The organism is Bacillus sp. MN7755 (assembly GCF_054771475.1).
This window is the reverse complement of sequence record NZ_BTRL01000008.1, coordinates 235982-259883: the sequence shown is the minus strand read 5'-3', so window position 1 is coordinate 259883 and position 23902 is coordinate 235982. Positions and strand designations below refer to the sequence as shown.

Here is a 23902-nt window from a genome sequence, read left to right as displayed (position 1 = left end):
GCCAACTGGTGACACTGGCGCCACTGGACCTACTGGGCCAACTGGTGACACTGGCGCTACTGGGCCAACTGGTGCTACCGGACCTACTGGACCTACTGGACCTACTGGACCTACTGGACCTACTGGACCTACTGGACCTACTGGACCTACTGGACCATCAGGGCTAGGACTTCCAGCAGGATTGTATGCATTTAACTCCGCTGGGATTTCTTTAGATCTTGGAATTAATGATCCACTACCATTTAATACTGTTGGATCTCAGTTTGGTACAGCAATTTCTCAATTAGATGCCGATACTTTCGTAATTAGTGAAACTGGATTCTATAAAATTACTGTTATCGTATATACAGCAGCGGTAAGTCTATTAGGAGGCCTTACAATCCAAGTAAACGGATTACCTGTACCAGGTACTGGGGCAACTTTAATCTCAGTTGGAGCGCCTATCGTTGTTCAAGCAATTACGCAAATTACGACAACTCCATCATTAGTTGAAGTAATTGTTACAGGGCTTGGGCTATCATTAGCTCTTGGTACGAGTGCATCTATTATTATTGAAAAAGTTGCTTAATTTTTTACTTAGCAGTAAAACTGATATCAGTTTTACTGCTTTTTCATTTTTAAATTCAATCATTAAATCTTCCTTTTCTACATAGTCATAATGTTGTATGACATTCCGCAGGAGGCACTTATATGGAAAATAAATCGGCTGTCCAGCTTTATCTTGAGTTACTAAAGAAAACAATTTTATTTGAAATATGGTTAGAATACGAACCATACTTACCTGCTTCGTTACATATATCTAAAGAACTATCATATGAACCAGTTACGGTTCCACTTCCTTTATTTCTTAAGCAGTATGTAGAAAATCACAATTTAAAAATCGTTAATCCTAACGTTTCAGACAATGAGCGTCAAGGTGGCAAGGATTGGCCAAGAGCTGCACACAGTATGGTTGGTCGAAAACGTATGAATCAATTACAAGAGGCTATGGAAACTGTAGTCAGGGAAAATATAGAAGGCGATTTTATTGAAACTGGTGTATGGCGCGGAGGATCATGCATTTTTATGAATGGATTTTTACAAGCAAACAACATTAAGGATCGTACTGTATGGGTTGCCGATTCATTTGAAGGTCTGCCCGCACCTAACTTAGAACAATATCCGAAAGATTATGGTGATTATTTGCACACATTCGATTACTTACGAGTTTCTTTAGAAACAGTACAAGAAAATTTTAAAAAATACGATTTATTAAATGATCAGGTGAAATTTTTAAAGGGTTGGTTTAAAGACACACTGCCTTCAGCACCGGTAGAAAAAATTGCAATTGCTCGCCTTGACGGTGATATGTATGAATCAACGATGGATAGTCTTGTAAATTTATATGATAAAGTTTCAACAGGTGGCTTTATTATTATTGATGATTATGGATTGATAACATGCGCAGAGGCTGTAACAGATTTCAGAAGTGAAAGAAACATAAAAGCTCCTATGACTCAAATTGATGATTTCGGTATTTATTGGCGAAAAGAATAGAATACAATTTTATTCTTTTGAGGGGTTCTATCACACTACTGATTCGTAAGAACCAATCGTGTAAAGTTCCCCTCACTACAAATGATTAACTTATATATGCAATAAAAATCTCTTACTTTACTACAAGGACGGAGTGAATGTATGAACGAAAATGAGAAAAAAATCACATTAATTCCACCCCCAGAACTCGTTCAATATGTAGGTGGTGACTTTGAAGAAGTTGGAAAAGAGTTTATGCAGTATTTTATTGAAATTGGCAATTTAAAATCAAATGAAACAGTGCTAGATATAGGCTGTGGTATCGGCCGGATGGCGGTTCCATTAATGAACTATTTAAGCGATGATGGTACTTATTATGGATTTGACTTATTTAATAAGGGAATTACATGGTGCAAAAATAACATTTCAACACGCCGTAACAATTTCCATTTTGAACATGTCGATATATATAACCAATTCTACAATCCCGATGGAAAAGAAGATGCTTCCCAATACAAGTTTCCATATGAAGATGAATCATTCGATTTTATTTTTTTAACGTCTGTATTTACCCATCTCCTTCCGAAAGAATTAGAACATTACGTATGCGAGATTGCACGAGTTCTGAAAAAAGATGGGAGATGTTTTATTACTTTCTTTTTAATTAATCCTGAATCTTCCTATTACTTAAATGCAGGGCTAAGTACGTTAGGTTTTTATCATCAAATTGACAATTGTTATGTTCTAAATAAAGATATCCCGAATTTCGCAGTTGCCTATCCTGAGGAAGATATTCGTACTCTATTAAATAAATATGGGCTAGAAGTACAGACTCCTCCCCATTATGGTTCATGGTGTGGCAGAACTGAACACACCAGTTATCAAGATATTATTCTTACAAAAAAAATTTCTGAAAGGTAGTTGTATATGGATACTATAAAAAATCCACCTCTCGTTTCCATCCTTATTCCCACCTATAATCGACCACATTATTTTAAAATTGCTCTAGAAAGTGCATTAGCACAAACGTATTCAAATATTGAAATTATTGTAGGAGACGATAGCACAAATAATGAAACAGAAAAATTAATATACAGAGATTATTTACATAAGCATAAACATATAACGTACATTCGAAATCCCTCTACTTTAGGACAATTTCATAACGCCCTTACGCTCTTAGAACATTCAAATGGAGAGTACATAAATTTCTTAATGGACGATGATATATTTTATAATAATAAAATTGAAAAAATGATGTTTTATTTCCAACAAGACTTAAATAAAAATCTTGCACTTATCACATCCTATCGTACTTGGATCAATGATGATGGAGATATAATTGAACAACACCCCTCCATGAAAAAATTATATGATGAAAATACTCTACTAAATGGGAAAGATTTTGGAAACCGTATGCTTTTAGCGGGACAAAATATTATCGGCGAACCTACAATCGTACTCTTTAGAAAAAGTCTATTAACAGAACCTTTCGGCACTTTAAATGGCAGAAAATATGGTTGTAGTGTTGATATGGCCTCTTGGATCAATTTACTTTCAAAAGGTGATGCGATGTATATCACTGAGCCTTTAAGTTCCTTCCGCGTTCATACTGGACAGCAAGTACGTCACAAATTCCTTGAAGGCTGTGAAGATTTTTCTCATCTCGTTTTAACCTCAAAAAAGTATGGTTTCTTACAAGACCCCAAACATTATAAAAAGGGTTTGATAAGAGCTTACGGATGGTATAAAAATGCGTTCAAATATTACAATCTATTTCCGAACCTCATTCCAGATATAAATACACATACACGTCTTTCCTATTGTTTAAATATAATTACAAAAGAACTCCGTGCCATATAGTCCATCACAAGGAAGGAGCTATTCCTTCTTTGTGATGTATGACTTCCCACAAATAGTGGAATAAATGTATGCATAGTCTGCTTGTATATTATTTTTATCATGACATGATTCATACACTTACTAGGCGATAGAAAGGAATACATACATTGAAAGATCCAAATTCTCAATATCAAATAGACTACGTATTACTATTCATCTTATTTGCCATTGGGATTGTTAGTTGCTTTGCAATTGCAAGTGCACAAGCCTCTTTACCACCATTTTTGCAAAATGTAAATTTTGTATTAAAGCAAATCCAATGGTACTTCATTGGATTTATAGCCATTGGCATGATTATGATTATTGATTTCGATCGTTATCAAAAAATTGCTTGGTATTTATATAGCTTTGCATTGATACTACTTATTGGACTAGAACTTCAAGTACCAGGTGCCATTACAATTAAAGGCGCAACAGCTTGGTACAGGCTCCCAGGCATCGGAAATTTCCAGCCTTCTGAAATTATGAAATTGTTTTTAATTATCGTCACCGGACGAATTATAGCAAATCACAATGAGAAATATTTTTGCCGGACAATACACGATGATTTTTTATTGCTCGGCAAAATATGCGCAACAAGTTTGCCACCACTACTACTTATTGCAAAGGAGCCTGATTTAGGAAACACAATGGTAATTTCCGCTATGCTCGCAGCAATGATACTAGTTTCTGGTATACGTTGGCGTTTTATTTTCGGATTAGTTTCCGGTATTTTTGCAACTGGCGTTACATTAACGTATATTTTTTTTACTCATACAAAATTCTTTAAAGCACACATTTTACAAGAATATCAACTAAATCGCTTCTACGGCTGGTTAGCGCCCTACAAATATGATGCGCAAGGCTATCAATTAAGACAAGCTTTCTTAGCTACTGGATCAGGGGAAATGCAAGGAAAAGGTTGGGAAAATGGACAAGTATACTTTCCAGAACCACATACAGATTTTATTTTCACTAATGTCGCTGAACAATTCGGCTTTTTAGGCGCAAGTGTCATTATTGCACTTTTTTTCCTACTTATTTTCCGCATGATTCATATCGCTTTAGAAAGTAATGACCCTTTCGGTAGTTACATCTGTGCTGGTACAATCGGAATGTTTACTTTTCAAGTATTCCAAAATATCGGGATGACCATCGGATTACTGCCTATTACAGGAATCACATTACCCCTTATGAGCTACGGAGGAAGTTCCTTACTCACATACATGATAGCGATTGGATTTGTTTTAAACGTTCGCTCAAGAACGAAAATCTTTATGTTCAACTGACGTACAAAAACGGTATATTTTTATCTCTATCCTTTTTTAGATATACTAATGAAAAATATGATGGAGGTTTAAATATGAAATATGACATTATAGGGGATATACATGGATGCTTCCAAGAGTTTCAAGATTTAACGACGAAACTCGGATATAACTGGAATAGTGACCTGCCAATTCACCCTGATCAACGCCAAATTGCGTTTGTTGGTGATATTACTGATCGAGGCCCTCATTCATTACGTATGATTGAAATTGTATGGGAACTTGTCATAAATAAAAAAGTAGCTTATTACGCTCCGGGAAATCACTGTAATAAACTATACCGATTTTTCCTTGGGCGTAATGTAACAATCGCTCATGGACTCGAAACAACTGTTGCTGAATATGAAGCACTGCCTTCTCATAAACAAAACATTATAAAAGAAAAATTCATCACACTTTACGAGCAATCCCCTTTATATCACGTACTCGATGAGAAAAGGTTACTTGTATGTCACGCCGGAATTCGGCAAGATTATATAGGAAGACAAGATAAAAAAGTACAAACCTTTGTATTATATGGCGATATTACAGGAGAAAAACATGCTGACGGCTCACCTGTCCGTCGCGACTGGGCGAAGGAATATAAAGGACAAGCTTGGATTGTATATGGACATACACCCGTAAAAGAACCTCGCTTTGTAAATCATACAGTCAATATTGACACTGGCGCTGTATTTGGTGGCAAACTAACCGGGCTACGTTATCCCGAAATGGAGACCGTTTCCGTCCCTTCCTCCCTGCCTTTTGTCCCTGAGAAATTCCGCCCAATTTCATAACGCCTCTTATTTACCGTACCATCCATAAATTACGAGGGATTATCGTACCATTTAGGCGGCTCTCATATAAAAACTAGGTAAAGTAATGAAAAAAAGATGCAATAAAGTGCATCTTTTTTTCATTACACGGCATATACTGTCGCAGGAGGTGACAGAATGAAGAAAAAATCTTCTAAACAAAAAAGAAAATGCCCGCCTTTTTATCTGCCCATGTACGGAATTAACAACTGGTGCAGCATTCGAGCTGCAGCTTTAGAAGAATTGGAAGGACAAGAAGCTTCCCCCAAAAACAAAGCTAGACCAAAATATGTCTCTTTAGAAAATGCTGTAATGAGCCGCATAATTGATAATAAAAAAACAAAGATGCAGCAAAAAAACAACTCTCTTCCTACTCATAATGAACAGATTGTATCTTCTGAACAAACAGAGAAAAATACAGAAGAAAACATCCCTGTAGCAATAAATAAAAAAGCGGAATCAGAAATTCCAGCTGCTATTATAAATCAAGTGAAGAAAATAAAAGAAGCATTAGCACCATCCAATGATATACAAACAGAAAAAACTATCATAATTCAAACCCCTACACCTGAAAATACAAAAGTAAAAAAAGGGGGACGGTATGCACATGCAGAAGGACTTCACTCTAATGCAGAGGGTACAGCTTCACACGCAGAAGGGCTTCTTACACACGCAAAAGCTTCTTTCTCCCATGCAGAAGGATCAAAAACAAAAGCAACTGGACATAGTTCCCATAGTGAAGGAAGTGAAACGATAGCAGGTGGCTCTTATTCTCATGCGGAAGGTAAACATACGATCGCTTTAGGCGAAGCAGCACATGCAGAAGGAACCGCTACTATCGCTAACGGATTCTCTTCTCATGCGGAAGGTAATCATACATCAACAGCTCATTTTGCAGGTAGCCATATTATGGGACGCTTCGGCACAGCAGAAGAATCATATTCTTGGTTTATTGCAAACGGATCAAATGAAACCGATCATAATATCGGTGCAAAGTGGCTTGCTCATAATGGAGAAATGTACATTGATGGCGCTTCTTATAATGCAAGCGGAACCGATTTTGCACAAATGTTTGAAACAGCAGACAATACTCTTATTGATGTAGGTTATTTCGTTACATTTAGTAGCGAAGAAAAAATTCGAATCGCTACTTCAAATGATTCATTCATTTTAGGAATATCTAGTGCAACCCCCGCTCTTATAGGAAATAGCGGTGCTTTAAGTTGGCAAAAACGCTACAAAACAGATAGCTTCGGAAAACGCCAATATGTACATTCGGAATCGCAAGACATACAACCACTTTTAAATACAGAATGGGATCCAGCTTGCAAATATATAGCAAGGAAAGATCGTACCGAGTGGCTTCCTGTCGGATTAATTGGACAAATGTTAGTACGTGATGACGGCACTTGCGAAACCCATGGATATTGCCGTCCAAATGACGATGGCATTGCTACAAAATCCGAAAGTGGTTTTTTCGTTATAAAGCGCACGGGTGAAAATCAAATTTTAATATTATTCCGCTAAGAAAAAAGGGAACAAAATTCTTCATTACAGAAGAATTTTGTTCCCTTTTTAATCATGCTTTAATACCTCTTGCATATCACTTGGAATCGTTGTAGCGAAAGACATTTCCTTCTCTAAAATAGGATGGTAAAACGTCAAAGATGTACTATGAAGTGCTTGTCGTTTCATTTCATCCCTTTTTCCACCATATAAATTATCGCCAAGTAACGGATGCCCTATATGCGCCATATGCACACGAATTTGATGCGTTCTTCCTGTATCAAGCTCAAGCGATACATGTGTCTTATGATTCGCACTATCAATTACTCTAAAATGAGTAACTGCTCTTTGCCCATCTTCACAAACCTTTCGCTCAATAATGCTATCCGATTTTCGTCCAATCGGTGCATCAATCGTCCCTTCTCGTTCTATCATCTCCCCATGAACGATTGCTTCATACGTTCTTTTCACAGCTTTTTGTTGATGCTGTTTCGATAAAAGGTGATGTACGAAACGATTTTTTGCAATAAGCATAAGCCCTGAAGTGTCACGATCTAATCTTGTTACAATATGCACCGTGCTTGCAAGATGCTGTTTATCATAATGAGATAAGAGCGCATTCGCAACACTTCCTGATGGATGTTCTCTAGACGGAATCGTTGACATGTTCGCCTCTTTATTAATGACAAGAACTGCATCATCTTCATATACAATACATAAAGGGATATCCTCTGCAATCATCCCTTCACTTCTTTCCTCCACCGGAAAAAAGACACGTAATTCTTCACCAACTTGCAACTGATGACGGACACTCGTATGTTGACCATTTACTTCAATAGCTCCGCCGCGAAACTTTATATCCGTTAATGCGGCTTTAGAAATCCCTTTTGTTTTTAAAAATTCTCTAACTAAAGTTCCCTCTTCAGCCGATTCTATATCCCATTTCAATGTAAATCTGTTCAAATATATAAACCCTTTCTATTTATCTGCAACAAACGAGTCACGAACTCGTTTCCAGAACGGGAATGGACGGAAACGAACAAATCGTACTTTCTCGTTTGCAACGCGATACTGAATTGATTTCACATCTTGATGAACCATCGTTAAATGGTCCACCGTAATTTGTAAGTTCATTCCTGCAGCAGGCTTCAACACACATGTATGATGCTTTGGCAGTACGAGCGGCGAACCTACCGTACGAAACACACGGTTATTAATAGATGCCATTTCTGCAATTTGAATCGCTTCAATAGAAGGGTGAATAATCGCTCCACCAAGCGCTTTATTATACGCAGTACTTCCTGAAGGGGTAGAAATACAAAGGCCATCCCCGCGGAACGTTTCAAAGTACTCTCCGCGTATTTCCACTTCTGTTACTAATGTACCTTCTGCACTTTTTACAGTCGCTTCATTCATCGCCAAATACTGTGACTCTTTACTCCCATTCACATAGCGAATAATCACTTCTAAAAGCGGGTATTCCACCACTTGGAATGGCGTTTTAGCAATTGCAATTACTAATTTCTCTACTTCTGTCGGTAACCAATCTGCATAGAAACCTAAGTGCCCTGTATGTACGCCAACAAATGCTGTTTCATCTAATCGATTATAATAACGATGAAACGCATATAAAAGCGTTCCATCTCCTCCAACAGAAATTACAATATCGGGTTCCTGTTCATCCATTATAAATCCAAAATCTAGCAAGTATTCTTTCATCGTGCTTGCCAGTGTATCTGATGATTGATCTCCCTTTGACATAATTGTAAATTTCATCGCCCAACACCCTTTAGTTTATGATTCGGAATCTTTCGTTTCTTGCTTTCTTGAAAAAGCTTTCTGCGCTTCTTGAATTTCAAGACGGATAGAAGACATTTCTTCATCTAATAAAAATGCTGCTTCCGCTGCACGTTGCAAGCGTATTTTAATATCTTCAGGAAAACGTCCACTATATTTATAATTTAAAGAATGCTCAATTGTTGCCCAAAAGTTCATTGCTAACGTGCGTATTTGGATTTCTACCAATACTTTTTGTTCTCCTTGAATCGTTTGAACAGGATAACTAATAACAACGTGATAAGAACGATAACCGCTATCTTTCTTTTGCGTGACATAATCACGTTCTTCCACGATTTCAAAGTCATTTCGTTTTCGAAGATATTCTACAACAGGCTTAATTTCGTCAACAAATTGACACATCATTCGAAGACCCGCGATGTCTTGCATATCTTCTCTCAGCCGGTCTAACGGTACATTTCTCTTCTCCGCTTTATCAATAATACTCGCAACCGACTTTACCCTTCCTGTTACAAACTCAATTGGAGAATGCTCTGTTAACATTGCAAATTGAGTACGCATTCCTTTTAGTTTCACTTTCAGCTCTGCCACCGCTTGATGGTAAGGTGCTAAAAATTCTTCCCAATTTCGATTCATTTCAACCACCACCAAAATCAATCCATTTGCTTATAGAAATACCTTTTCTACAGCAGTTACTAATTCTTCTCCATAATTTGCATTACCTTCAATATTTTCAACTAAATATTCTACTTCTTCTTTTAATCCTTCTAATTCCATTTCAATGTCATTTACGCGAACGAACATTACCACATCGTTATTCATCGCTTCATGCATTGCTTCCCAGCATGTGTGCGGAATACTTACATAAATGAAAGATGATTCGTTTTCTAAGATATATAAAAATGATAAATTGTCTGAGTCTACAAGTACGTGATTACGCGTACTTAACTCCTTTACCTCTATTTCACTATTTTTCGCACAAAAAATAAGAGCATTCTCTCTCTTTTCTACGCTCTTAACTTGGATTTTATTTTGCATGCTCTAACTCCTCCATCTCAACTTCCTGTCTTACTTAACAGTATTATTGTATCATAACATGGACGCAAACAAATAAAACATTGAACCAAATTTGTGAAAAAGCGATAATGTGTAAAGAATTATTTATCAAAGGGAGTGCATACAATGAAACAAGAAATTGAAATTGAATTTAAAAATATAGTTACAGAAGAAGAATTCGTTACATTATGTAAATCGTTTTCTATTGAGGTATTTACGAAACAAGTGAATCACTACTTTGAAACACCGAACTTCTCATTAAAAGAAGCTGGCTCTGCACTTCGTATTCGTCATAAAGAAGAAACTTATACATTAACATTGAAACAACCTGCAGAAGTTGGCTTGTTGGAAACGCATCAAGTCGTAACAGAAGACGAAGCAAGAATGATGATGGAAACAAACGTAATTATTTCAGGGGCTGTAATGGATCAACTACGCAAACTACAAATTCCTGTTTCTACTTTAGCTTATATGGGTAGTTTAACAACTGAAAGAGCTGAAACGTTATTTGAAGACGGAACGCTTGTCTTTGATCATAGTTTCTATTACAATCACGATGATTATGAAATTGAATTTGAAGTGCAAGATGAAGAAACAGGAAAAGCTGCATTTATTCATTTATTAAAGCAACACGACATACCCATCCGTCATACAAATAATAAAGTAAAACGCTTTTTCCTTGCCAAACAAAACAAAGCACGCTAAAGTGAAAATTCCACTAGTGAATACGTTCTACTAGTGGATACATCTCACTTTAAAAAAGAAAAGATTCTTTTACATCTGTAGAATAAGCAAAGAATGTTATGAAGGCTGTTTATTTGCCCTCCCTAACATTCCATTGCTACAATAGATATACATTTCATGGAAAAAGGAGTTTATAAAGGATGAGCAAGCAACCGATGACACCATTTGAAGCAATTGGCGGTGAACAATGCATTGCAATATTAGTAGACACATTTTATTCCTATGTCAGTAAGCACCCTGACCTATCTCCCATCTTCCCGGATGATTTAACAGAAACCGCTAGGAAGCAGAAACAATTTTTAACACAATATTTAGGTGGTCCTAATTTGTACACTGAAGAACATGGTCATCCTATGTTAAGAGCACGCCATCTTCCGTTTGAGATTACGCCAAAACGAGCAGAGGCTTGGCTATCATGCATGGAGCAAGCAATGGATGACACAGGAGTGCACGGTCATATAAGAGAGTTCGTTTTTGAACGTTTAGCATTAACTGCTCAGCATATGGTTAATACTCCAAACGAAACAGGTGAAATATAATGGATAAACAGGAAGCAAAGCATATCAATATGCCATCTCCTTCCGCATGTGAGCATAAGTCTGTAGAAGCATATTTATTTATTGATCCACTTTGTAAAGATTGCTGGGAAATTGAACCCTTTATTATTAAACTATGGCTTGAATACGGGAAATACTTCTCTATTCGTCATATTGTAACTGGAAAAGTGGACGGAACGAACGCTTCCTCACACAAATGGAATAAACCTGCTAATATTCGATTTGTGTGGGAAAAGACGACAAGCTTACAAGGTTTTTCATGTGATGGAAAAGTACATATGCAAGAGGCATCATCAACACCATATTTAGTTTCGATGGCAATTAAGGCAGCGGAGTTACAGGGTCGAAAAGCAGGTTCGAAGTTTTTGCGAAAACTCCAAGAATACATTTTCCTTGAAAATGTATCAAACCCAGACTGCGAATTATTACTTGCATGTGCAAAAGATAGCGACATTGATGTAGAGGAATTTAAAAAAGACCTATATTCCGCCAGCGCAAAAAAAGCTTTCCAATGTGACTTGAAATTCACAAATGAGATGCATATTACCGAAATACCTTCTCTCGTATTTTTTCATGCGAATTCAGATGAAGAAGGTATTAAAATCGCTGGAACTTATTCCTATGATGTATACGTACAATTATTAAAAGAACTTGTAAAATGTGAAATCGAGCCAGAACCATTACCGCCTTTAGAAGTGTTACTAGAAGCAACGCAATTTATATCTTCAAAAGAAGTAGCATTTATATACGACTGTTCGCAGCAAGAGATCGAGCGTGAACTAAAAAAATTACAACTGAAACGAAAAGTACAAATGATTGACGTAAAATGTGAGCGTTATTGGAAATGGATAGCAAAAGAAAAAGACCTGGTGTAAACACCAGGTCTTTTTCTTTACGGCTTATAAAAATATTAAAGGGGATGGGAGAAATTTTCACGTTCAAACAAAGGGGTATATGTTTGTATGTGAATTCGTTCACGCTTATTATATTACAAGATTCGACGTCAGATGACAACCCCTTTTGTCGAATTTCACACTTTTGTCACATTCTAAACGTTTTCATTTCTGAATAAGCTATAAAAAAGCTCTTTTGGAGGTGTTCTGTATGAAAAAAACGTATATTTTACTAATCTTACTAGCTATCATCGTTTCTTTTTTCTTGTACATCCTCTCTCTACTACAAGCTTTCCCTAAAATTATTGCCTTCCCTCTTTTATTTGGAGTCATTGTCATCGCTCTCTCTTATTTCAACCATAAAAAACGCTTTAAAGGGTTTTAACTACAAAAACCAACTGCAAAACTGCCTTCTAATTTAGAAAAAAGAAGGAAATTCGTTTTATTACATCGACAAATATCGACAAAATTATATCCAAACAAAAAGACGAGGTAAATCCCTCGTCTTTTTTATTACTTCTCTTCAAATAATAATGCTTCTAATTCATTTAATTTCTCTTCAAATACTTGTAGCGCTTCTTTTACCGGTTCTGGAGATGCCATATCTACTCCAGCCTTTTTCAGCACTTCAATTGGATAATCCGAGCTTCCTGCTTTTAAGAACTCATTAATGTAACGTTCTACTGCTGGTTGCCCTTCTTCTAAAATTTGTTTAGATAGAGCCGTTGCAGCACTAAATCCTGTTGCGTATTGGTATACGTAATAATTATAGTAGAAGTGCGGAATACGAGACCACTCTAAACCAATTTCTTCATCGATTACTAAAGCATCACCGAAATATTTCTTATTTAAACCATAGTAGATCTCCGTTAACATGTCTGGCGTAACCGCATGTCCCTCTTGTACTTTCTTATGAATAATATGCTCAAACTCTGCGAACATCGTTTGACGGAATACAGTACCACGGAATCCTTCTAAATAATGATTTAATAAGTATAGACGCTCTTTCTTATCTTCTGTCGTTTTTAATAAATAATCGTTTAGTAACGCTTCATTACAAGTTGATGCTACTTCCGCAACGAAGATTGAATAATCACCGTATACGTGCGGCTGCGTTTTTCTTGTATAGTAACTATGCACGGAATGACCAAACTCATGAGCAAGCGTAAATAAATTATTTACATTATCATGCCAGTTCATTAAAATATACGGATTTGTTCCATATGCACCAGATGAATATGCTCCACTTCGCTTTCCTTTATTCTCATACACATCTACCCAGCGATTTTCATATGCTTCTTTTAAAATGTCAACATACTCATCACCAAGGACATTTAGAGACTTTAATAACATGTCTTGTGCTTCTTCATACTTCACGTTCATTTTCACTTCTGGTACAAGTGGTGTATATAAATCATACATATGAAGCTCATCAAGTCCTAGTGCACGCTTACGAATATCAATGTAACGATGTAGCAAGTTTAAATTATCATTTACGGATTCAACAAGTTGATCATACACCGCTTCAGGAATATTATTATTACTTAATGCAGCTTGACGTGCAGAATCGTATTTGCGAACGCGCGCATTGAAATTATTACGCTTCACCGCTCCGCTTAACGTACTTGCAAATGTGTTCTTATATTTTCCGTACGTTTCATATACAGCTTTGAATGCATCTTCGCGTACACGACGATCATCACTTTCTAAAAACTGAATGTAACGACCATGTGTAATTTCTACTTCTTCTCCATCCTCACCTTTAATAGATGGGAATTTCAAATCCGCATTATTCAACATACCAAATGTATTACTTGATGCACTCATTACTTCAGATGCTTCTGCTAATAGAGCCTCTTCTGCTTCAGATAATACGTGCGGGCGTTGACGCGTAATTTCTTCTAATGCATGTTCATATATACTTAAGTCTCTATTTTCTTTCAAGAATGTTTGCAGTGTATCTTCTGAAATCGATAAAATTTCAGGCACAATATATGCTGTACTACTGGATACTTGTGAATATAAATTTGTCGCGCGATCATTTAATGCTTGATACACAGAGTTTGTTGTATCTTGATCGTAACGCATATGTGCATATGTATATAGCTTACCTAATCGCATTGAAATTTCATCTTCATATTGCAATGCTTCAAGTAAATTGTTCGCAGAGTCACCAAGTTTCCCTTTAAATTCAGTTAACTTCGGTAATAGATCTTTAATAGCTTGAAATTCTTTTTCCCATTCTGCATCTGTTTGGAAAATATCTTCTAATCGCCACGTACTTGATTCTTCAATCTCGTTGCGATCTGGTAATGTTTTTGCTGTGTTTTGTTCAGACATCCTTTAAGCCCTCCTTTAAATATCTCTACTTACATACAATTCGATTTTTTCTTATGTAATTCCTTCACGATCAGTCTTTATTATATCCCCTTTTCCTTCTCTCATGTTGTACTTTGCCTCAAATAAAGATAAGGCATACGCTAAGCAAACTTCATCATATTTCATAACTTCCTGCTCTGTTTTTAACATAGTTATCCCCCTTATTTTCCGGTACTTATAAGTCCCTACTTTCTGCAATATACCTGTATAGCATAAAAATGTCATATATTCAGTAACCGCCACTTTCCATATATGCTGTGAAAAGTACGGGAGCATGCGCCTTTTCGTATACTTTTTCACATAACTACACACATATTGAAGGGAAAGGCAATCTCCTACCATAAGCTCACCTACACACTTCATATATAGAAAAGCTTGCCATATAAATGGATTTGTTTGAAAAGCAAATGAAGACGGGAGCGGCACACCGATTTCAGAAGGAAAATTTGCTGGGGTACATCTACATTGATATAAGAGGCGTAATAATGACTTATGATTATAATTCCAAATAGGCAGAGCGTTTTGACGAAAATAGTCCTTTCGCTTCTTCCATTCTCGGTCTAATATTTCCTTTTGGAAAGGAACAGAAGAAAAGAGTATTTCAAAAGTAGTCGTTTCAATTGGTAAATATATAATATGCGAGAAAGAGACGCTTGTAGAAAATGAAGTGATAAATGCGCATTTCATAAATGATTTTTGTTTTGAACAGAAGAAAATAAGAAGTGGCTGAGGATAAGATTGTAAGGAGAAAGCCATAAGTGAGGAGAATTTCATCCAATAGGCAGAGTGCTTTTTCAATTGATTTCCACCAATGATCCAAATGACCTGTATACCAACTTGCCAATACGAATAGGTTCGTTTGTACAACTGCTCTATAGAAAGATTTGCACACTGGTATTCAATCGCAATTTTTCTCCCTGCTCTCTCTATGAAAATATCTGGTCGTTGCTGAATCTCTGGAAGATAATGCTCTATATCTACATGAAAATTTTGCTGTTCGAACCACCTATATAACAATTCTTTACCATGCATATGATATATAGATTCTGCTTCATAAAATGCTAAACATGAATCCACTTTCTTATGAGCAAAATGCCACTTTTTTTGTTTCCCTAATTTCATTTGCACTTCCTTCCCACAAGCTATGCAAAAGAAGCTCTCCATTTTACGCATACGGTGTAAAAGCTCTTCATCATGATGATAGAGTAGATGAATTTTTTCTCCGTTTTCTCTTTTGGCGATAAACATCGGAATCACACCCTTTCAGCTCCTTATATTCTACAATTTGTTACAAATTCCTTTAAAAAAGAGATGTCCCAATTTCGGACATCTCTTTTTATAATAAAGGCGATAATAGGCGATACGTTGATTCAACAATTCGTCTATGAAGACGCCTTTTATGAAAACGATCGACATGAATTTCACTGGATTCTTCTAAATCGTCTTTAAAATCTTGAACAAGTTTTCGAATGCTATCTGTATCATATAAAAAGGCATTTACTTCAAAGTTCAAATGAAAACTTCTCATATCCATATTAGCTGTCCCAATTGAAGCTAAATCAGAATCGACAATGACAACTTTACTATGGAGAAAACCTTTTTCATATTCATATATCTTTACCCCTGCATCTAAAAGCTCTGGGAAGTACGATCTCGATGCGTAAAAGACAGTGCGCTTATCAGGCTTACTCGGCATTAACAAACGAACATCAATACCAGCAAGTGCAGCTACCTTTAATGCAGATAAAATATCATCATCCGGAATGAAATATGGCGTCGCAATCCAAATGGATTTCCGCGCTGAAGCAATCATGGCAAAATATAAATGTTTAATGGTTTCCCATTTATTATCCGGTCCACCTCCAACGAGCTGCACACCTCCCCAATGATCCCCCTCAACTGCTTTCGCTTGTAAATATTCAGGGGCTAGCACAGCCTCACCAGTCATATAAAACCAATCTTGAAGGAAAATAAGCTGTAAACTTTGTACAGCTTCACCACGCAAATATAAATGCGTGTCTCGCCAAAAGCCGAAGTACTTATCCTTCCCTAAATATTCATCACCAATATTTAAACCTCCTACAAATCCTTCATTTCCATCAATAATAACGATTTTTCGGTGGTTTCTATAATTAATCTTATCGTTTAAAATCGGAAAGCGCACAGGAAAGAACGGGATCATTTCGACACCTGCATCGTTTAATTCTGCAATATACGATTTGGATAATTTAAAACTACCAACCGCATCATACAAAAAACGAACGACTACGCCTTCTTTTGATTTTTGTATTAAAATATCTTTAATTTCTGTTCCAAGCTTATCATCACGCACAATGTAATATTCCATATGAATGTGGTGTTTCGCTCGTTTTAATCCATCTAAAATGGCCTGAAACGTTTCATCTCCATTTGTTAATGTTCTCGTTTCAGTTTGAAATGAAATATTTAAAGCGCCTAAGCGATCCGCTAAACGAAATAACAGCTCTTGATGCTTATGATTGCGCAAAATCCGTTCTTCGTAATCTTCATGCCCCTTATATTGTAAAAACGCTTGTTCATCGAGCAGCGCCTTCTTTTGGAACATTCTCTTCCTCCGAAAGTTCTGTCCAAATAATAAATAAGCGAAGAATCCAAATACCGGAAAAATACCTAACACAATGAGCCATGTAAGTGTTTTAGACGGATGACGGTTCTCTAAGAAAATAACGCAGCCAATTAAAAATGCAGATACCGTAAATAAAATACTAATAATACCTAAAATCGAAACATCTTTTATCCCAATTACATCCGAATAAAATGCAACATCAATAAACATACGTAACGAAACAAATAATGCGAACAATAGTAAAACAAAGAAAATCAACTTTAACGTATTTTTCATCTCTTACCTCCTTACTAAGAAAGCTTTCCTATTCTTCATATAAAAAGCCGATTTCATACTACAGAAATCGGCCTACGTTTTAGCAGGAAAATTATTGCGAATTGTTTCAAGCGCATGCTCTTTCACAATTTGTTTCCCATACTCACTTACACGATGAATTGTTAAAGTTGATTCTTCTCCGTATTCTAAAACAATACTTAAAATACGATCAATTTCTTCTTCATCATGTAGCACTTCATCGAATTCCACATATACATAATAGCGGTTCTCAAATGAATATAGCTCATCTTTTATATCCTCAAAGATAAGACGATGACTTAATGAAATGACATCTTCAAAATCATTAAACTTAATTAAAAAGCCAAACGTACCATCTTCGTTAAAGTTTGTTCCTGCTTGTTCTTCTACCTCTTCCACTAATTCTTGCTGGAATAATGATTCAATACCTTCATCTAGAGGAATGTCTATAATTTTATCTACACCTATCGGTAGTTCTAACTTTTGTCCATCCTTTGAAAGCTCTGCTTTCGTGACAAGTACTTCAATCCCTTTATCGACTGCTTGCACTTGAATCCATAACGGCCCATCAATAAAGAAATCATCATGATCACGAGCTTCGTCCATCATCTCCCAAAAGAGCTCTTCACTTCGTTCGCGGTCGTACCAAATCTCTTCACGATTAAACCCTCTGTCCTCTATATCAATGTACGTAATAAAAAATTTCATCGTATGGTCATTAATTCTTTCAATATCCAAAATACAACTCTCCCTTCCTGCTTAGAATTGTTATGAAGGGATTCCCCACTCATATGACAAATCAATAGATTCTTGTACTCTCATTTTATGATAAGATTCTCCAGAATGGAAATAAAATCGATTTATTTTACAAAAATAGTTATATGCCTATCTTTATTCGACCATCTACACAAATATATCATTATAGCGATTTCTCACTCATAAAAAATTTGGACATACATTTCCACCTTCCCCCGTACACTGTAATAAAGTGAAACTGTTATTAGAGAAGATTATTTAATCTCTCTCTTCACAACATACATATAGTTCGCTTATTAAAACATCATAAATGGAGGCAGACGAATGGACTTAGAGTTTTTAACATCTGTACTAATGATTGTCGGTATCGATGTTGTATTAGGTGGTGACAACGCAATTGTCATCGCACTAGCTAGCCGAAATTTACCTGAATCAAAGCGAAATAAAGCCATTTTGATCGGTACTCTTTTAGCAATCGTACTAAGAATTGTCCTTACTATACTAGCTGTCTATTTACTCGACATTCCATTTCTGCAACTGACCGGGGGCGTTTTACTTACATTAATTGCAGTAAATTTACTAACTGATAATAGCAACGATCTTTCTTCTATTCAAGGAAAAACAACTTTATTTCAAGCTGTGCGTACAATAGTATTCGCGGATCTCGTTATGGGATTTGACAACGTTATTGCCATTGCAGGAGCAGCTCACGGAAGATTTTCACTCGTAATAATCGGCTTACTCATTTCTATCCCGATTATTATTTGGGGCAGCAAACTCATTTTAATACTTATGGAACGCTTTCCATTCCTCATTTATTGCGGGGCAGCGATTCTCTCCTATACAGCAGGAAAAATGGTCACACATGAAGACCGACTTGCAACCTTTTTTCATAACAACCCGAGTTTCACTGCAAGCATTCCGTACTTGTTTATTTTCACCATTTTATGCATCGGCTTTATCGTTCAACAAGTTCGATTACGCAATGTGAAACATTAAAAAAAACCTTCTACTATATAATAGGTAGAAGGTTTTCATATTATTATAATTAATTTACAAGACGCTGTGCTTCACGCAATTGGAACGTTCTTACTGTACGTGGTAAGAAGCGGCGGATTTCGTCTTCATTGTAACCTACTTGAAGGCGTTTCTCGTCAATCATAATTGGACGACGTAAAATCCCTGGATAGTCACGGATCATCTTATATAAATCTTGAAGTGGTAAAGACTCTAAGTTTACATTTAATTCTTGGAAAACTTTCGAACGAGTAGAAATAATCTCATCCGTCCCGCTTTCTGTCATACGTAAAATCTCTTTAATTTCCTCAATTGTTAATGGATCTGAGAAAATATTACGTTCTGTATAAGGAATATGATTTTCCTCTAGCCATAACTTCGCCTTTCTACAAGACGTACAGCTTGGAGAACTATATAATGTTACCATACAAAGCTCACTCTCCTTAAAGAGTACAAATTCTGTACTAATTACAGTTTAAATTTCTAAATCCAGCAATTTTTTGCGATACCTTGTCTTAAAACAAAGTGCAAAAATCGCATTTCATGTAAGCAACAACTTTTAGCAAACAACAATTACTTTTAATAAGTAACTTCTATAATCATTATACAATAGATTTTGCAAGAAATATACAGTAAATTTCCTTCTAATTGAGAAAACTCTTCCGTGTATTCCACTGCTATGTAACATGACCACACTTATATTAACTGTTCTTTAACACTAACCTTCAACCCTCTTAACGCTTGCTTTTCATAGATTTTTCATGTGATATATAGTTATTTTCTCATAATCTTTCCTATGAAAAAGAGAACGTTTTCTTACCTTTTCCTGATAAATCAATTAAGAAATGTAAGACTATATAAGTGAGAATAAAAAGAACATTTGTTCTTATTTTAACAAACATTCTCATTCATGTCTATACGATTTCTAAAATAAATCAATTATTTTTCTGACATTTCTTTCTTTTTTATCTTTTATCTCATACAATAAAAATACAGACAGGCAAAGGGGGAATTTTCAAATGATTGCTTTTTTTATTGATTTTGTCACTGTTGCGGCCCTCATCATCGGAATAACAGCATTGATTGGTGTCATTACAAATAGCATTGGTGAAAAACTCTTTGGCGGGAAAGAAAAGATGAAGTTTGTTAATAAAAGCTTGGATGTTCAATCCGGCTGGAATCAAGTTGGCGGGAAAGGCATTTATAAGAAACGTACGTATTAAAAAAAAGCAGGTAATCACCTGCTTTTTTCTTATTTCTCTACTGACGCCCATTTAAAGCTTAAGTCGCCGCCATATTTATGGTTGTACATATTTTTAATTGATTCTCTTTGTAAGTATGCTCTACCACGTTGATATACTGGAACAATTGCAGCATCATCAAGTAACATTTTCTCCGCTTCTAGTAAGCTTTTCCAACGAGCATTTACATCGCTTCCATCTTTCTTTGCTTTCATGATAATTTCATCATATTTCGGGTTAGAATATTTCATTTTATTTTGTGATCCATCAGTTACGAACATATCAAGATATGTAATTGGATCTGGGAAGTCTGCACTCCATCCAGAGAATGACATGACGAAATCGCCCGCATCTTCTAATTTTAGTTTTTGTGCAAATGGTTGTTGTTTAATTTTCACTGTTAAACCTGGTAAATTCTTTTCTAACTCACCTTTTAAATATTCACCCGTTTTCTTCGATAATTCAACATCTTCATTTAATAACTCTAATTCGATTTCATTTTTACCAAGCTCTTTTTTACCAGCTTCCCAATATTTCTTCGCTTCTTTCACGTTTGGTTTTACAATATCTCCATTTACAGCACGGAAGTCCTTTTTATCCGGTCCTTTAATGAAGTTATCAGGAATTAATCCTGTTGCTGGCTTAGAACCGTTATTTAATAATGTATCAACGAACGGCTTACGTTCAAAAGCAAGTGAAATTGCTTTACGAATATTTTTATTTGCTAACGCTGGATCTTTTTGATTTAAACGAAGGAAGAATACAGATGTATCTTCTACTGTTTGGAAATCTGGTTTTCCTTTATATTTATCGATGAACTCTGCTAATAACGTCGCTCGATCGACTGCGTTTGTTTCATATAAATTAATTGGCGTGGACGTATCTTTTACAATATTAAAGTTTACTTCCTCAATCTTCACTTCTTTATTGTCCCAATATGACGCGCTCTTTGTCATTTTAAAGCTACGTTCATGTTGCCAATCACTTAGTGTAAATGGTCCGTTATAAAGTGTTGTATTCGCTTCCAAACCAAACTTCGTACCTTGCTCTTTCACAAACTTTTCATTCACAGGATAGAAGATTGGATATACCATTAAATCTACAAGATATGGAATTGAATTGTCTAATTCCACTTCTAATGTATAATCATCAATCGCTTTTACACCTAATTGATCTGGACTCATCTCTTTTTTATTAATTTTCTCTGCATTTTTTATATCATACATAATGTACGCAGATTTCGCAGCTGTATCTGGGTTAATTGCTCTTTGCCATGCGTACACGAAATCTTTCGCCGTCACAGGCTCACCATTCGACCATTTTGCGTCTTCACGTAATTTAAATGTATATTTTTTACCGTCTTCTGACTTTTGGAATTCCTTTGCTACACCTGGAACAAGCTTATCATCTTTTCCTAAACTGTATAAGCCTTCCATCGTATTAGTCATTACTCTTGAAGAAACTGCATCAGCTGATAACGCTGGATCCATCGTTGGAATTTCTTGTGTTTCAATTAAGTTAATGACTTGCTTCGCACCGCTTTTCCCGCTATCCCCTTTTGCGTTCGCTTGCGGCTCATCTTTTTGGTAGCTACATGCCCCTAACATCATGCTCATCGCTACTGTTGATACTACAAAAACTGGCATCTTTTTTTTCATACTTCCACCCTCCACAAAAATGTTAGCCCTTTCATTTTCAAAAAAAAAAAAAAAAAAAAGAAATATATATATGTTCTAATAATTCATATTATACACACAAATATATTTTTTGTATATTTATATTTCTATTTTATTAAAATTTTCTGTTAAAAAATAAACCTTTGTAAACGTTTCATATTGCTGTTTTTCCTTACTAAAGCGTTGAAAATAGTTGTTTTTATATTTTTTCTAAATTATCAGAGAAAAACAAAATTTATATCTCATAATACTTTTCGCATAATTATCCTTCTCTTTTTATCATAAAATAGCGCTCCCTTCATAATAAAGATATGTAGGTTAAAATGAGTGCAAAGGATAAGAAAGTATGTTACGATACACTTTGCTAAAAATAGATATCGGTAAAGAGGGGACGGACATGACAGCAATTCAGGCAAAAAACGGGCCTACTGAGAAACTAAGTTTATTCTTATTAACATGGCCTATTTTTCTAGAAGTTTTTCTATTTATGTTAATGGGGATCGCTGATACTTTCATGTTAAGTGCATTATCAGACGATGCTGTATCTGGGGTTGGTGCAGCGAATCAATATCTCCATATCGCTATTTTGGTACTAGAAGTCATCGGGAACGGCGCAGCTATCGTCGTATCTCAATACCTCGGTTCCAAACGTTTTATGGAAGCATCTAAAATATCAGCTTTAGCCGTCACATTAAATTTAGTGGTCGGACTCGTTATAAGCGCTGGTTTTCTTTTATTTTCAAAACATATGATGATGGCAATGAACTTACAAGACGATGTACTCATGTATGCACAAAGCTATTTATCTATCGTCGGAGGAGCTATTTTCCTTCAAGCTATTATTAATTCATTAGCCGCAATTATCCGCGTACATGGCTTCACAAAGCAAGCGATGTTTATTTCACTTGGAATGAATATTATTCATATCGCTGGAAACTACGTACTCATTTTCGGGAAATTCGGTTTCCCAGAACTCGGTGTACAAGGGGCTGCCATTTCTTCTGCTGTCAGCAGGCTAATCGCACTTATCGTTTTCTTCTGGTTACTGTACCGCGTTATGGAATACCGTGTAAAATTACAATATTACTTCACCTTATCAAAAGAATACATCGGGAAAATTTTAAAGATCGGGATTCCATCTGCATTTGAGCAGGTTATGTATCAAGCTTGTCAAATTGTCTTCTTATACTATGCAACATACTTAGGAACAGAATCATTAGCGGCTAGACAATACGCTACTAACATCTCTATGTTCACTTATTTATTCGCCATTGCGATCGGTATGGGAACGGCAATTATTATCGGTCGCCTTGTTGGCGGTGGTGAAAAAGATGAAGCGTATGAACGTGTATGGAAAAGTGTAAAATGGGCAATTGGAGTCACTTTATGTATGGTTGCTCTCGTTATTACATTCCGCACACAATTAATGGGACTATTTACAGATAATCCGCACATTATTACATTAGGTGCGTCAGTTCTTTTACTAAGTGTACTACTTGAAACGGGACGTACGATGAACATCGTTATCATCAATTCACTTCGTGCAGCTGGTGATGCAAAGTACCCAGTTTTAATCGGTGCATTCTCTATGGTGTTAATGAGTTTACCACTCGGTTACTTTTTCGCCTTCCATTTAGATATGGGGCTCATTGGTATTTGGCTAGCGATTGCTATTGACGAATGGACGCGTGCCATTATTATGTTCTTCCGCTGGAAAAGCAGAGCGTGGGAGCGTTATGCACTCGTTACACCTGAAGAAAAAGAAGAGACTGTTTCTGTTCAGGTGCAATAACACTCGTTTAATCAAGATGAATTCATTGGTAAATAACATTTATATTCACTTACCGACAAATGTTAGCAATA

Annotated in this window: 23 protein-coding genes and 1 pseudogene; 14 read left to right on the top strand and 10 right to left on the bottom strand. The window is 36.0% G+C overall.

Going from position 1 to position 23902, the window contains the following annotated elements:
• The 7 genes and pseudogenes from bclA to ACYVEC_RS08335 all read left to right on the top strand — a co-directional run.
• Positions 1 to 568 (top strand): annotated as a pseudogene (gene bclA / locus ACYVEC_RS08365) (collagen-like exosporium glycoprotein BclA); the annotation flags it as partial.
• Positions 569 to 690: 122 nt separating this feature from the next.
• Positions 691 to 1536: a TylF/MycF family methyltransferase gene (locus ACYVEC_RS08360; RefSeq protein ID WP_063224597.1), complete on the top strand. Its 846-nt coding sequence runs from the start codon at positions 691 to 693 to the stop codon at positions 1534 to 1536.
• A 141-nt stretch (positions 1537 to 1677) separates the two neighbouring features.
• Positions 1678 to 2436 carry a class I SAM-dependent methyltransferase gene (locus tag ACYVEC_RS08355; RefSeq protein WP_063224598.1) on the top strand — a complete coding sequence of 253 codons (759 nt, stop codon included), beginning with the start codon at positions 1678 to 1680 and terminating at the stop codon, positions 2434 to 2436.
• Positions 2437 to 2442: 6 nt separating this feature from the next.
• Positions 2443 to 3378, top strand: coding sequence for a glycosyltransferase family 2 protein (locus tag ACYVEC_RS08350; protein ID WP_063224599.1), 936 nt, complete (start codon positions 2443 to 2445; stop codon positions 3376 to 3378).
• Positions 3379 to 3524: 146 nt separating this feature from the next.
• Complete coding sequence (locus ACYVEC_RS08345) at positions 3525 to 4685, top strand: FtsW/RodA/SpoVE family cell cycle protein (RefSeq protein WP_063224600.1); 1161 nt, start codon at positions 3525 to 3527, stop codon at positions 4683 to 4685.
• 74 nt (positions 4686 to 4759) lie between these two features.
• The gene (gene prpE / locus ACYVEC_RS08340; RefSeq protein WP_098555427.1) at positions 4760 to 5500 is read left to right on the top strand and encodes a bis(5'-nucleosyl)-tetraphosphatase PrpE; all 741 of its coding nucleotides are present in this window, start codon (positions 4760 to 4762) and stop codon (positions 5498 to 5500) included.
• A 156-nt stretch (positions 5501 to 5656) separates the two neighbouring features.
• Positions 5657 to 7045, top strand: a complete 1389-nt coding sequence (locus tag ACYVEC_RS08335) for a peptidase G2 autoproteolytic cleavage domain-containing protein (protein ID WP_098555425.1) — start codon at positions 5657 to 5659, stop codon at positions 7043 to 7045.
• A gap of 48 nt (positions 7046 to 7093) precedes the next feature.
• Here the strand turns inward: ACYVEC_RS08335 and ACYVEC_RS08330 are convergent, their stop codons facing one another.
• Genes ACYVEC_RS08330 through ACYVEC_RS08315 form a run of 4 tightly spaced genes read right to left on the bottom strand, consistent with a single transcriptional unit; the run spans position 7094 to position 9859 of the window.
• Positions 7094 to 7987 (bottom strand): RluA family pseudouridine synthase, encoded by an 894-nt coding sequence (locus tag ACYVEC_RS08330; RefSeq protein WP_098555424.1) that lies wholly within the window; start codon positions 7985 to 7987, stop codon positions 7094 to 7096.
• 15 nt (positions 7988 to 8002) lie between these two features.
• Positions 8003 to 8800, bottom strand: coding sequence for an NAD kinase (locus ACYVEC_RS08325; RefSeq protein WP_000673195.1), 798 nt, complete (start codon positions 8798 to 8800; stop codon positions 8003 to 8005).
• 18 nt (positions 8801 to 8818) lie between these two features.
• Positions 8819 to 9457: a GTP pyrophosphokinase gene (locus ACYVEC_RS08320; protein ID WP_001081482.1), complete on the bottom strand. Its 639-nt coding sequence runs from the start codon at positions 9455 to 9457 to the stop codon at positions 8819 to 8821.
• Between the two features lie 30 nt (positions 9458 to 9487).
• Complete coding sequence (locus tag ACYVEC_RS08315; RefSeq protein WP_460506132.1) at positions 9488 to 9859, bottom strand: UPF0738 family protein; 372 nt, start codon at positions 9857 to 9859, stop codon at positions 9488 to 9490.
• 144 nt (positions 9860 to 10003) lie between these two features.
• Between ACYVEC_RS08315 and ACYVEC_RS08310 the strand changes: the two genes are divergently transcribed.
• The 4 genes from ACYVEC_RS08310 (at position 10004) to ACYVEC_RS08295 (ending at position 12456) form a co-directional block, all read left to right on the top strand.
• The gene (locus ACYVEC_RS08310; RefSeq protein ID WP_063224604.1) at positions 10004 to 10582 is read left to right on the top strand and encodes a CYTH domain-containing protein; all 579 of its coding nucleotides are present in this window, start codon (positions 10004 to 10006) and stop codon (positions 10580 to 10582) included.
• Between the two features lie 179 nt (positions 10583 to 10761).
• Positions 10762 to 11160, top strand: a complete 399-nt coding sequence (locus ACYVEC_RS08305; protein WP_000043381.1) for a globin domain-containing protein — start codon at positions 10762 to 10764, stop codon at positions 11158 to 11160.
• On the top strand, positions 11160 to 12053 hold the full coding sequence (locus ACYVEC_RS08300; protein WP_063224605.1) for a ClpXP adapter SpxH family protein: 894 nt from the start codon (positions 11160 to 11162) through the stop codon (positions 12051 to 12053). The genes ACYVEC_RS08305 and ACYVEC_RS08300 overlap by 1 nt, the downstream gene beginning before the upstream one ends.
• 229 nt (positions 12054 to 12282) lie before the next feature.
• On the top strand, positions 12283 to 12456 hold the full coding sequence (locus tag ACYVEC_RS08295) for a hypothetical protein (RefSeq protein WP_080468697.1): 174 nt from the start codon (positions 12283 to 12285) through the stop codon (positions 12454 to 12456).
• A 128-nt stretch (positions 12457 to 12584) separates the two neighbouring features.
• On the opposite strand, the gene pepF is transcribed toward ACYVEC_RS08295, so the two are convergent.
• The 4 genes from pepF to mecA form a co-directional block, all read right to left on the bottom strand.
• The gene (gene pepF / locus ACYVEC_RS08290; protein ID WP_098555422.1) at positions 12585 to 14411 is read right to left on the bottom strand and encodes an oligoendopeptidase F; all 1827 of its coding nucleotides are present in this window, start codon (positions 14409 to 14411) and stop codon (positions 12585 to 12587) included.
• Between the two features lie 51 nt (positions 14412 to 14462).
• Positions 14463 to 15707, bottom strand: a complete 1245-nt coding sequence (locus ACYVEC_RS08285; protein ID WP_098555421.1) for a competence protein CoiA — start codon at positions 15705 to 15707, stop codon at positions 14463 to 14465.
• A gap of 79 nt (positions 15708 to 15786) precedes the next feature.
• Positions 15787 to 17331 (bottom strand): cardiolipin synthase, encoded by a 1545-nt coding sequence (locus tag ACYVEC_RS08280; RefSeq protein WP_063224608.1) that lies wholly within the window; start codon positions 17329 to 17331, stop codon positions 15787 to 15789.
• A gap of 72 nt (positions 17332 to 17403) precedes the next feature.
• Entirely contained in the window at positions 17404 to 18087 is a 684-nt protein-coding gene (gene mecA / locus ACYVEC_RS08275) for an adaptor protein MecA (RefSeq protein WP_000350711.1), read from the bottom strand.
• Between the two features lie 342 nt (positions 18088 to 18429).
• Between mecA and ACYVEC_RS08270 the strand changes: the two genes are divergently transcribed.
• Complete coding sequence (locus ACYVEC_RS08270; protein WP_063224609.1) at positions 18430 to 19104, top strand: TerC family protein; 675 nt, start codon at positions 18430 to 18432, stop codon at positions 19102 to 19104.
• A 49-nt stretch (positions 19105 to 19153) separates the two neighbouring features.
• On the opposite strand, the gene spx is transcribed toward ACYVEC_RS08270, so the two are convergent.
• Positions 19154 to 19549, bottom strand: a complete 396-nt coding sequence (gene spx / locus ACYVEC_RS08265) for a transcriptional regulator Spx (protein WP_000258267.1) — start codon at positions 19547 to 19549, stop codon at positions 19154 to 19156.
• Positions 19550 to 20141: 592 nt separating this feature from the next.
• Between spx and ACYVEC_RS08260 the strand changes: the two genes are divergently transcribed.
• Entirely contained in the window at positions 20142 to 20345 is a 204-nt protein-coding gene (locus tag ACYVEC_RS08260) for a hypothetical protein (protein WP_000559978.1), read from the top strand.
• Positions 20346 to 20374: 29 nt separating this feature from the next.
• Here ACYVEC_RS08260 and ACYVEC_RS08255 read toward each other — a convergent pair whose 3' ends face one another.
• Positions 20375 to 22021 (bottom strand): peptide ABC transporter substrate-binding protein, encoded by a 1647-nt coding sequence (locus tag ACYVEC_RS08255; RefSeq protein ID WP_060629943.1) that lies wholly within the window; start codon positions 22019 to 22021, stop codon positions 20375 to 20377.
• A gap of 364 nt (positions 22022 to 22385) precedes the next feature.
• Between ACYVEC_RS08255 and ACYVEC_RS08250 the strand changes: the two genes are divergently transcribed.
• The gene (locus tag ACYVEC_RS08250) at positions 22386 to 23831 is read left to right on the top strand and encodes an MATE family efflux transporter (RefSeq protein ID WP_063224610.1); all 1446 of its coding nucleotides are present in this window, start codon (positions 22386 to 22388) and stop codon (positions 23829 to 23831) included.
• Positions 23832 to 23902: the final 71 nt, after the last annotated feature.

What these genes read in the sequence shown, in the direction of transcription:
- ACYVEC_RS08305 (WP_000043381.1), top strand. Translation starts at nt 10,762, where the DNA reads ATGAGCAAGCAACCGATGACACCATTTGAAGCAATTGGCGGTGAACAA.
- ACYVEC_RS08260 (WP_000559978.1), top strand. Translation starts at nt 20,142, where the DNA reads ATGATTGCTTTTTTTATTGATTTTGTCACTGTTGCGGCCCTCATCATC.
- ACYVEC_RS08250 (WP_063224610.1), top strand. Translation starts at nt 22,386, where the DNA reads ATGTTACGATACACTTTGCTAAAAATAGATATCGGTAAAGAGGGGACG.
- ACYVEC_RS08270 (WP_063224609.1), top strand. Translation starts at nt 18,430, where the DNA reads ATGGACTTAGAGTTTTTAACATCTGTACTAATGATTGTCGGTATCGAT.
- ACYVEC_RS08325 (WP_000673195.1), bottom strand. Translation starts at nt 8,800, where the DNA reads ATGAAATTTACAATTATGTCAAAGGGAGATCAATCATCAGATACACTG.
- ACYVEC_RS08315 (WP_460506132.1), bottom strand. Translation starts at nt 9,859, where the DNA reads ATGCAAAATAAAATCCAAGTTAAGAGCGTAGAAAAGAGAGAGAATGCT.
- pepF (WP_098555422.1), bottom strand. Translation starts at nt 14,411, where the DNA reads ATGTCTGAACAAAACACAGCAAAAACATTACCAGATCGCAACGAGATT.
- ACYVEC_RS08295 (WP_080468697.1), top strand. Translation starts at nt 12,283, where the DNA reads ATGAAAAAAACGTATATTTTACTAATCTTACTAGCTATCATCGTTTCT.
- ACYVEC_RS08320 (WP_001081482.1), bottom strand. Translation starts at nt 9,457, where the DNA reads ATGAATCGAAATTGGGAAGAATTTTTAGCACCTTACCATCAAGCGGTG.
- spx (WP_000258267.1), bottom strand. Translation starts at nt 19,549, where the DNA reads ATGGTAACATTATATAGTTCTCCAAGCTGTACGTCTTGTAGAAAGGCG.
- ACYVEC_RS08255 (WP_060629943.1), bottom strand. Translation starts at nt 22,021, where the DNA reads ATGAAAAAAAAGATGCCAGTTTTTGTAGTATCAACAGTAGCGATGAGC.
- ACYVEC_RS08350 (WP_063224599.1), top strand. Translation starts at nt 2,443, where the DNA reads ATGGATACTATAAAAAATCCACCTCTCGTTTCCATCCTTATTCCCACC.
- ACYVEC_RS08310 (WP_063224604.1), top strand. Translation starts at nt 10,004, where the DNA reads ATGAAACAAGAAATTGAAATTGAATTTAAAAATATAGTTACAGAAGAA.
- prpE (WP_098555427.1), top strand. Translation starts at nt 4,760, where the DNA reads ATGAAATATGACATTATAGGGGATATACATGGATGCTTCCAAGAGTTT.
- ACYVEC_RS08280 (WP_063224608.1), bottom strand. Translation starts at nt 17,331, where the DNA reads ATGAAAAATACGTTAAAGTTGATTTTCTTTGTTTTACTATTGTTCGCA.
- ACYVEC_RS08360 (WP_063224597.1), top strand. Translation starts at nt 691, where the DNA reads ATGGAAAATAAATCGGCTGTCCAGCTTTATCTTGAGTTACTAAAGAAA.
- ACYVEC_RS08300 (WP_063224605.1), top strand. Translation starts at nt 11,160, where the DNA reads ATGGATAAACAGGAAGCAAAGCATATCAATATGCCATCTCCTTCCGCA.
- ACYVEC_RS08335 (WP_098555425.1), top strand. Translation starts at nt 5,657, where the DNA reads ATGAAGAAAAAATCTTCTAAACAAAAAAGAAAATGCCCGCCTTTTTAT.
- ACYVEC_RS08355 (WP_063224598.1), top strand. Translation starts at nt 1,678, where the DNA reads ATGAACGAAAATGAGAAAAAAATCACATTAATTCCACCCCCAGAACTC.